Here is an 8,829-nt window from a genome sequence, read left to right as displayed (position 1 = left end):
TGATTAGCTCGCTCTAGATCAAAAACAATTGACAAAAATCGTCCAATGTCTTTCTCTATAAGGGTTCCATCTCTTATAACCCCCGTCCATTACATAACACAAACCGAAGAACCATAATTCATAATTCATAATTCATAATTCCCACTCCCCCCACTTCCCCACACCCCACACCCTGCCTTTCACTGATTACTGATTACTGTTTACTGATAAATGATAGAGGATTTCACCTCTAAAAAATAGCGTCGATACAATTCATAGCCTGGTACTACTTTATCTCCTGATTGTTTGAGTAGCCCCATACTGCTGAGTTTGTAAGCGAGAATTGGGTCTAATTGTACGGGTTCCACCGCGCTCATCACCCGATCGAGGGCTTTTGCTAGTTCAGGCTGTTGTTCTAATACTGCCCAATGGCGCCGCAGGTGATGGGCATAAATCCCCGTGACGGAGGTGGCACTGGTTAATATTTGCGTCATGGTTATTTCCTCCCGACTGAGATAGTAGAGGGCAGTTTGTACCAAAGCCGGATGTCCTCCCACTAGCTCCGTCAATTGTTTGACTTTTTCCTGATTTTCCCAGGTGAGTTGATAACGTTGGGCTAATTGTAATACCTCCTCAAGACTAAAATGACTTAACTGTGCGGGGAATCCCACGTTAAAGGGGGATTGATTGAGCTGCAGGGGAACATAAATTTCCGTGGAATGGACGACGATAAGACGGAGTTTTTGCCAAATAGGTAGGGTTTTGGCTTCTTCGTACCAAGAACGCAGCAGCGGTAAAAAATCCTTGGCCACCTGGGGATGTTCAAAAATCTGATTAAGTTCATCAAGAGCCAGGACAATGGGGGCGGTAATCGATTCCAGGAGATAGTCTTGAATGTAAACCGTACAGCTAATCTTGCTGCCTAAATCCTCATCCCAATACTCATCTAATTGCGGTTTTAACTGTAGTTGACGGGCGGCATTGGCACACAACCAGCGCAAAAACTGGTTTAAATCAGCCAAAATCGTCTGGTCCACCTGTTCTAAGTTCAAACTCACCGTGCGGTAGCCTTGCTGTTTGGCAAAATCGAGCATTCTCAAAAGTAGGGAAGTTTTGCCCATTTCTTTGGGAGCTTTTATCCGCACTAAAGCCCCCGGTTTCTTGATTTCCTGCCTTATCTGTTCTTCGAGGGGAAGACGTTCTAAATAAAATGGGGAACCAAGGGGAACTGCTCCATTGGGATAGGGGGGTAATGTGTCCAATTTTTCGCTCTTGGCTGCCGAATTAACCGGAATTTTGTCTTCAGGGGGTGTTTTTAGCTGAAAATTCAGGGCGGCTATTTCTTGCCAGTCGAGGCATAATCGACGACAAATTTGTTCAAAAGTGGCTTGTTCTACCGGTTTACCAGTCAGGAAGTTACTGACAATAGACAGACTAAATTCAGCTTCTTTAGCTAAGGAGCGTTGACTGCTAAAGCCCTGCTTTCTCACGGCTAATTTGACTTGATTGAGGCAGTGTTGTTGTACTCTTAGATGGCCCGACATGGAATCTCTCATAAGAATTGGGGTGTAGGGTGTGGGGTGTAGGGTGTGGGGTGTAGGGTGTGGGGTGTGGGGTGTGGGGAGTTTTCTCAGTGAACTGATAACTGATAACTGATAACTGATAACTGATAACTGACTTCTAACCCAATGGTAGATGTTGGATTTTGCAGGAGTTCTATTTTTCGACAAGTATAAGCAAAAATTATCTATTAGCCCCAAAAGCTTGAGAATATTTAAATTAACATTTCGCAATATTTATAAATTCTTAAGAATTAATTGAGAAAGATTTTTATTTAATAACGATTTTACAATGGTTACAGCGATTTGATAGAATTTCATAGTGGGTTGTTCTGTGCTTTTTTGGGCAACAATGGTTGAAACCCTGGCCACACCTACAGGGTAATCCGAATTAAGACGGGTAAATCAGTCAATTTCACCCACAACGATGATCTTTTTTTTGTGTAGTTTTATTGCAAAAAAAAAGTTTTTTTGACAAAAAGCAGAAAGTATGAATTATGAATTATGGTTCTTCGGTTTGTCCTACGCAACCTACCTAATCTTAAGAATAAGCACTTTAAATGCGTCTTAGCTTAACTGATAACTGATAACTGATTTTAACGGGATAATTTAGTCAACAATTCCAAGAGTTTTTTACTATTAGGAGTCAGGAGAGTTCGACGATAGGCATCGGCGGCCTTTTTAATCGCTTCCGCTTGGGTGGGATAGGGATGAATAACAGTAGAGAGTTTACTCAGTCCGATTTTAGCAACCATAGCGGTGGTAATTTCGGAAATCATCTCACCGGCGTGGGTGGCGACGATAGTGGCTCCTAAAATTTGGTCGGAACCTTGTTTGTGAATAATTTTTAAAAAACCTGCTGTTTCCCCATCAGTGATAGCTCGATCGACTATACTCAAAGGAATTTTAATAGTATTAGTGACCAATCCCCGGGCCTGTGCCTGGGTTTCATCCATGCCGACACGAGCGATTTCTGGGTCAGTGTAAGTGACCCAAGGCATAACTAAATTACTGAGCTTATAGCGTCCGAAACCGAAGGGAGAAAAGAGGGTATTTTTAATCACAATACGGGCGGCCGCATCGGCGGCATGGGTAAATTTCCAATCCATACAGATATCACCGGCCGCATAAATTTTCGGGTTAGTAGTTTGCAGATAATCATTAACTTTGACTCCCCGACGAGTATCGTATTCCACGGCCACCGCTTCTAAATTTAATCCTGACAGATTAGGCCCCCGGCCGGCAGCGACTAAAATCTCGTCAACGGTGATAGTTGCTCCTTGACCGTTGCTTGTATATTCAATGGTTTTACCCCGCTCATTTTTTCTCACCCGTTCAATTTGGCAGCAGAGAATTAACTGCATTTCTTCCCGCAGCAAAGTATTCTCAATAATTTCGGCTGCTTCTGGGTCTTCTTTATTCAAAAGATGGGAGTGGTTATGAAATAAAATCACCTGCGTGCCTAAGCGTTGAAAAGCTTGGGCTAATTCACAACCAATCGGCCCGCCACCGATAACAGCTAATCGGGGAGGTAATTTTGTTAGGGAAAAAATTGTTTCATTGGTATAAAATCCCGCCTCTTTTAGTCCGGGGATATCAGGATGAAGGGACCTAGTACCAGTGGCAATGACGGCTTTTTTATAAGCGAGGGTTTTTCCTGCCACTTCCACGGCATTTTGTCCTAAAAAACGAGCGCTACCCAAGAAGACATCGATACCTAGTTTTTGGAAACGTTGCACCGAATCATGATGACTAATATCGGCGCGAATTTGCCGCATTCTGGTCATGACTCTGGCAAAATCTACCCTAGTATCCCCAATATCAATTCCTAATTTTTTGGCTTTCTCAATTTCCCCGATAATTCTAGAGGAACGAATCAGACATTTAGAAGGAACACAACCGAAATTGAGGCAATCTCCCCCCATGAGATGTTTTTCCACTAAAGCCACTTTTAAACCTATATCTAAACCCGCCGCCCCCGCTGCTACAACTAAACCCGCAGTACCCGCACCGATGACGACTAAATCATAACAATCTTGGGGTTGTGGATTGACCCAATCGGCAGGATGAACATAATTAACTAATTTTTGATTATGTTCGTCCACTGGGAGAACATTAACTTCCCTAGAGCTATTTTGAAACATAATAAAGTAGTTATCTTAATGGTGAGATACGAAGTTTTCGTTTTGGGGAGTCAGGAGATAGGAGTCAGGAGTCGGGAGATAGGTTTTAGGTTTTGGGGTTTTGGGTTTTGGGGTTTTAGTTCAATTTCCCCACTTCCCCACTTCCCCATTCCCCCACTTTCCCAACCCCTGACTGATAAATGATTACTATTCACTGATAACTGATGTCAGGGCCTGACGGGCAATTTTTGTGACGTAGAGGGTGACAGCAACGGTAGCGATAAAACCGCTCAGGCGAATAGTCCATTGTAAAACTGGGTTAGTGGCTGGTGCCGAGGTCCCGATAGTGGCAAGATTGCCCGCTAAAGAGCCAATATAAACATACATTATCGTCCCCGGAATCATGCCCGCGGAACCTAGTAGATAATCTTTCAGGGAAACCCCGGTGACACCATAGGCATAATTGAGCAGATTAAAGGGAAATACGGGAGATAAACGGGTTAAAAGCACTATTTTTAAGCCTTCTCTCCCCACAGCTTCATCGATAGCTTGAAATTTACTATTACCTTGAATTTTTTCCGCCACCCAACCCCTAGCCAGATAACGTCCCACCAGAAAAGCGGCAGTAGCGCCGATAGTTGCCCCGATAAAGACGTAAAAAGAGCCTAAAACCAGGCCAAAAACCACACCAGCCCCTAAAGTCAGGATTGAACCTGGAAAAAAGGCCACAGTAGCTAGAATATAGATAATTATAAACGCGATCGCTCCTACGGCTCCCAAACTATCCACCCAAGTTAAGGCATCGAAAAGAATAGTTTGAGGATTAAAACCTGTGGAGGGACTGGATTCGAGGGCAAAAGCGGGGGGAGTAGTCAGGAAAAAAACAAGGCTAAATGTAGTTATTGACAGTAAATGCCTGATAATCACAGTTTTTCCTAAGGGCAAAAACTTGGAAATAATCATAAAAAGTCCCTATAAGGCATGAAAAAAGAGAGATTGAACTATAGAAGCGAATTAAATAGAACTGGGGCTATTCTACCCCGATTATCATTGTTTAGACCAGAAAGCCAATCCTGAAAATTCCCAGAAAATCCCCCTCTCTCCGAGAAGATAAGACAAGCAACAGCCCGATAATTTTTGCTGTTTACCTGATAAGCTAGGACGCATTTTAACCGCCTATCCTTAGATTAGCTGAATCTCCCCTAATCCCTTTACTTTTGCCTCTTGCCTCTTGCCTAATCTCAATAAGCAATTCAAATGCGCGGGCAGCCTATTACACCTTGCCGTCTCTGGGGAAAAAATGTCACAATTAGAAATAATTAGCATTGGATATAGCAATCAATCTATGAAAATCCTCCCCAAGGTCAAAGCCCCTACCTTCCTGCAAATGGCACAATGGATCATTAATCCCGTAGCTTTTATGGAAAATGCCGCCCGCAAGCATGGCGATATTTTTAGCACAAAAGTGGGTTTAACTGTAGATAATTTTATCTTTGTCAGTAGTCCTTCGGCCCTACAACAAATTTTAACTAATGACCGTAAACAATTCTCGGCCCCGGGGGAAGCCAATCGGATTATTGCCCCGATTATTGGTGATTATTCCGTCGTCATGTTAGACGGGGACATCCATAAAAAACGTCGTCAGCTTTTATTGCCACCTTTTCACGGGGAAAGAATGCGTTTCTACGGCGATTTAATCCGCGATATTACCCTGAGAGTAATGGCAGAATTGCCCGAAAATCAACCTTTTAAAGCCCGTTCAGCGACCACAGCGATTGCTTTACAAGTAATTATGGAGGCAGTTTTTGGAATTAGTCAAGGGGAACGTTATCAAACCCTGAAAAAAATTCTGGCTGAAATGCTCGATATTTTTAACTCTCCAGTGATGGCTTCTTTGTTATTTTTCCCAATTTTGCGGGCTGATTTTGGTGCTTGGAGTCCCTGGGGAAAATACCAGCGTTTCCAAGAAAAAATTGATGATATTATCTATACAGAAATTGCCGAAAGAAAAGCTAATCCTAACCCCAATCGTACCGATGTTTTATCACTACTGATGTCGGCCCAGGATGAAGAAGGCAACCCGATGAGCGATAAGGAATTGCGCGATGAATTAATGACCTTATTATTCGCTGGTCATGAAACCACAGCCACCGCTATGTCTTGGGTGCTATACTGGACTCATCGCTATCCAGAAATTAAAGCAAAAATTCTGCAAGAAATAGCCACTTTAGGAGATAATCCTAACCCCATTGACATAACTCGATTACCCTATCTTTCGGCGGTTTGTTCGGAAACTTTACGCATTCATCCCGTGGGAATGTTAACTTTTCCGCGAGTAGTGCAAGAACCGGTAGAACTAGATGGTTATCCTTTAGAAAAAGGTACAATTCTTATGGGTTGTATTTATCTAGCTCACCACCGGGAGCAAACTTTCCCCGATTCCCATACTTTTAAACCAGAACGCTTTTTAGAAAAACAATTCACCCCCTACGAATATATGCCTTTTGGTGGTGGAGCGCGTCGTTGTATCGGGGAAGTTTTAGCCATCTACGAGATGAAAATCGCTATCGCCACAATTTTGGCTAATTATCAGTTAACTCTAGTTAATAATACCCCCGAAAAACCCAGTCGCCGCGGTGTCACCCTTGCTCCCTCGCGAGGAGTTCCTATGGTCTTAAAAGGACGACGGGAACCTCTGGTGACTGCCCCCATGCTCGCCGAAATTTCTTAAAAAAACTGACAAACTATTGTACAATCAGAGTTGTGGTATCATATATCATAACTCTGCTTTTTTGTCAATAAAATTGGGGATAATTATGGTCTTAATTCGTTTAGCTAAATCTTGGCAAATTTCCGAAAATGAAGTTACTTCCGAAAGTGTTTATTTTAACCGTCGTCGCTTTTTACAGGGGTTAATCGGGTCAGGAATTGCGGGTAGTTCCCTATTATTAACCGCTTGTGGTAAATCCTCCTCCTCGGAAGCTTTAGAAAAAAGTTTGCAATTACCTAAAATTGCAGGGTTCAGCAAGAATCCGAATTTTTTAACGGTAAATCGCCCCATAGTTGCCGAAACTGTAGCGGGGAGATATAACAATTTTTATGAGTTCGGAGGGGGGAAAAATATCTGGTTAAAAGCGCAGAAATTACCGACGAATCCCTGGACGGTAGAAGTGGGAGGATTGGTAAAAAATCCCCAGACCTACGATATAGATACTATAAAAAAAACCTTCCCTCTCGAAGAAAGAATCTATCGTTTTCGTTGTGTGGAAGCTTGGTCAATGGTGTTACCTTGGCTGGGTTTTCCCATGAGTGCTTTAATCGCAGCGGTGGAACCAAAACCAGAAGCTAAATTCGTCCGTTTTACCTCCTTTTATGATCCCGAAATTACCAAGGGGCCAGGATTACATTTAGGAGCCTTACCCTGGCCCTATACAGAAGGTTTAAGAATTGAAGAAATGGCCAACGAATTAGCTTTCTTTGCTGTGGGAATTTTCGGACATGATTTACCGAAACAACACGGCGCACCCTTGCGAATGGTTATTCCTTGGAAATACGGTTTTAAAGGAGCAAAATCGATAGTAAAAATTGAATTTACCGCCAAACAACCCGCCACCTACTGGAACACAATTGACGCTCATGAATACGATTTTGAGGCTAATGTTAACCCCAGTAAACCCCATCCCCGTTGGTCGCAAGCAACGGAGAAATTTATCGGCAGTAGAAGTGATTTATCTTGGGAAATTATCGAAACTCTGCCCTATAATGGCTACGGTGAATATGTGGCTAGTTTGTATAGTTAATTTTGATGATTATCCGCGTTTTATTCAGTTTAACTAAGTATCTATGGACAATAAAACTCTGTACGAACAAGACTTTTATCTCTGGATTAGAACTACTATTAATCAACTGCAAGCCAGACAGTTTGAGCGGGTAGATTTAGATAATTTACTGGAGGAGTTAGCAAGTATGGGAAGGAGTGAAAAACGCAAAATCGAAAATCTTTTGATTCAATTGCTGGTACATTTGCTGAAACTAACCTACTGGACAGGAGAAAAAGCTAGAAATGAGGGTCACTGGAAAGGGGAAATTAGAAACTTTCGCCGACAAATAATCAAAGAAGTTAAAGATAGCCCTAGTCTCAAACCCTATCTTTTGGAAATCTTTGAGGAATGCTATCAATTTGCCAGAAAAGATGCTAGTGATCGCTCTCAATTACCCCTCGATACTTTCCCCGCTATTCCCCTTGGTTCCCTTGAACAAATTCTCGATGAAGATTGGTTTCCCACTAATAACCATGAGTAATATCTAGAGGTCAATTATGGACAATAAAACCCTGTACGAACAAGACTTTTATCTCTGGATTAGAACTACTATTAATCAACTGCAAGCGAGACAGTTTGAGCGGGTAGATTTAGATAATTTACTGGAGGAGTTAGCAAGTATGGGAAGGAGTGAAAAGCGCACAATTAAAAGTCTGTTAACCCGATTATTAGAACATTTACTTAAGCTCAAATATTGGGCGGCAGAAAGAGAGAGAAACGAAGGTCACTGGAAGGGAGAGATTAGAACTTTTCGTCTCGATATATTAGATGAACTTAAAGATAGTCCTAGTCTGAAACCTTATCTTTTGGAAATTTTTGATGAATGTTATCTTTCAGCCCGAAAAAATGCCAGTGACCGCTCTCAATTACCCCTCGATACTTTCCCCGTTATTCCCATTGGTTCCCTTGAACAAATTCTCGATGAAGATTGGTTTCCTGCGGGCGATAATCTGGATTAGGCTGCTCCACACTGCTGTAACAAAAAACAACTATCCACCGATAGCGATCGCTAAAAGTCGAATAATTGTAAGTTTTTGTCAAGGGGTGCGGTCAGATCGAAGAATCATTGCTAGAATGAGCCTAATTGTCAGGAATTTAGTTAAACAAGGTTTTTGGCAATATGCTAATCTGGCTAACAAGCTTTTGGGCGTGATAAGCTAAAACGCACTTAAACCACCTAAAATAGAAATAGTAACTTGAGAAAATTCCTACTTATGCCAGCCAAAGATTTCCTAGACTTAGAAGAAAAGAAAAACTTACAAAAAGCTCTTAAAGAAGAAGAAAGAGCAGAGGTTAGGGAAAGAATTTTAATGTTTCTCTTGCTAAACGACGGAAAAACTCAACGAG

At 42.1% G+C, this 8,829-nt stretch carries 7 protein-coding genes and 1 pseudogene; 5 read left to right on the top strand and 3 right to left on the bottom strand.

Features of this window, described 5'->3' with window-relative positions; all coding sequences use genetic code 11:
* Positions 1–200 precede the first annotated feature (200 nt).
* From ACE1AQ_RS08745 to ACE1AQ_RS08735, 3 genes are all read right to left on the bottom strand, one after another.
* Positions 201–1,535: an AAA-like domain-containing protein gene (locus tag ACE1AQ_RS08745; protein ID WP_039900026.1), complete on the bottom strand. Its 1,335-nt coding sequence runs from the start codon at positions 1,533–1,535 to the stop codon at positions 201–203.
* A 599-nt stretch (positions 1,536–2,134) separates the two neighbouring features.
* Positions 2,135–3,682, bottom strand: coding sequence for a mercuric reductase (locus ACE1AQ_RS08740; protein ID WP_110545264.1), 1,548 nt, complete (start codon positions 3,680–3,682; stop codon positions 2,135–2,137).
* Between the two features lie 186 nt (positions 3,683–3,868).
* A complete protein-coding gene (locus tag ACE1AQ_RS08735; RefSeq protein WP_008201837.1) occupies positions 3,869–4,624 on the bottom strand; it encodes a TVP38/TMEM64 family protein in 756 nt (251 codons plus the stop codon).
* Between the two features lie 382 nt (positions 4,625–5,006).
* On the opposite strand from ACE1AQ_RS08735, the gene ACE1AQ_RS08730 reads away from it, so the two are divergent.
* The 5 genes and pseudogenes from ACE1AQ_RS08730 to ACE1AQ_RS08710 all read left to right on the top strand — a co-directional run.
* The gene (locus ACE1AQ_RS08730) at positions 5,007–6,392 is read left to right on the top strand and encodes a cytochrome P450 (protein WP_039900028.1); all 1,386 of its coding nucleotides are present in this window, start codon (positions 5,007–5,009) and stop codon (positions 6,390–6,392) included.
* 85 nt (positions 6,393–6,477) lie between these two features.
* On the top strand, positions 6,478–7,461 hold the full coding sequence (gene msrP, locus ACE1AQ_RS08725) for a protein-methionine-sulfoxide reductase catalytic subunit MsrP (RefSeq protein ID WP_008201833.1): 984 nt from the start codon (positions 6,478–6,480) through the stop codon (positions 7,459–7,461).
* 43 nt (positions 7,462–7,504) lie between these two features.
* Positions 7,505–7,963, top strand: coding sequence for a DUF29 domain-containing protein (locus ACE1AQ_RS08720; protein WP_110545263.1), 459 nt, complete (start codon positions 7,505–7,507; stop codon positions 7,961–7,963).
* A gap of 16 nt (positions 7,964–7,979) precedes the next feature.
* Positions 7,980–8,441, top strand: coding sequence for a DUF29 domain-containing protein (locus tag ACE1AQ_RS08715; RefSeq protein WP_110545262.1), 462 nt, complete (start codon positions 7,980–7,982; stop codon positions 8,439–8,441).
* A 255-nt stretch (positions 8,442–8,696) separates the two neighbouring features.
* Positions 8,697–8,829, top strand: a pseudogene (locus tag ACE1AQ_RS08710) (IS630 family transposase); the annotation flags it as partial.

It is taken from the genome of Microcystis sp. BLCC-F209, assembly GCF_041928595.1.
Classification (GTDB): Bacteria; Cyanobacteriota; Cyanobacteriia; order Cyanobacteriales; family Microcystaceae; genus Microcystis.
Note: the sequence above shows the minus strand (reverse complement) of the source record. Positions and strands in the feature narration are given on the sequence as shown.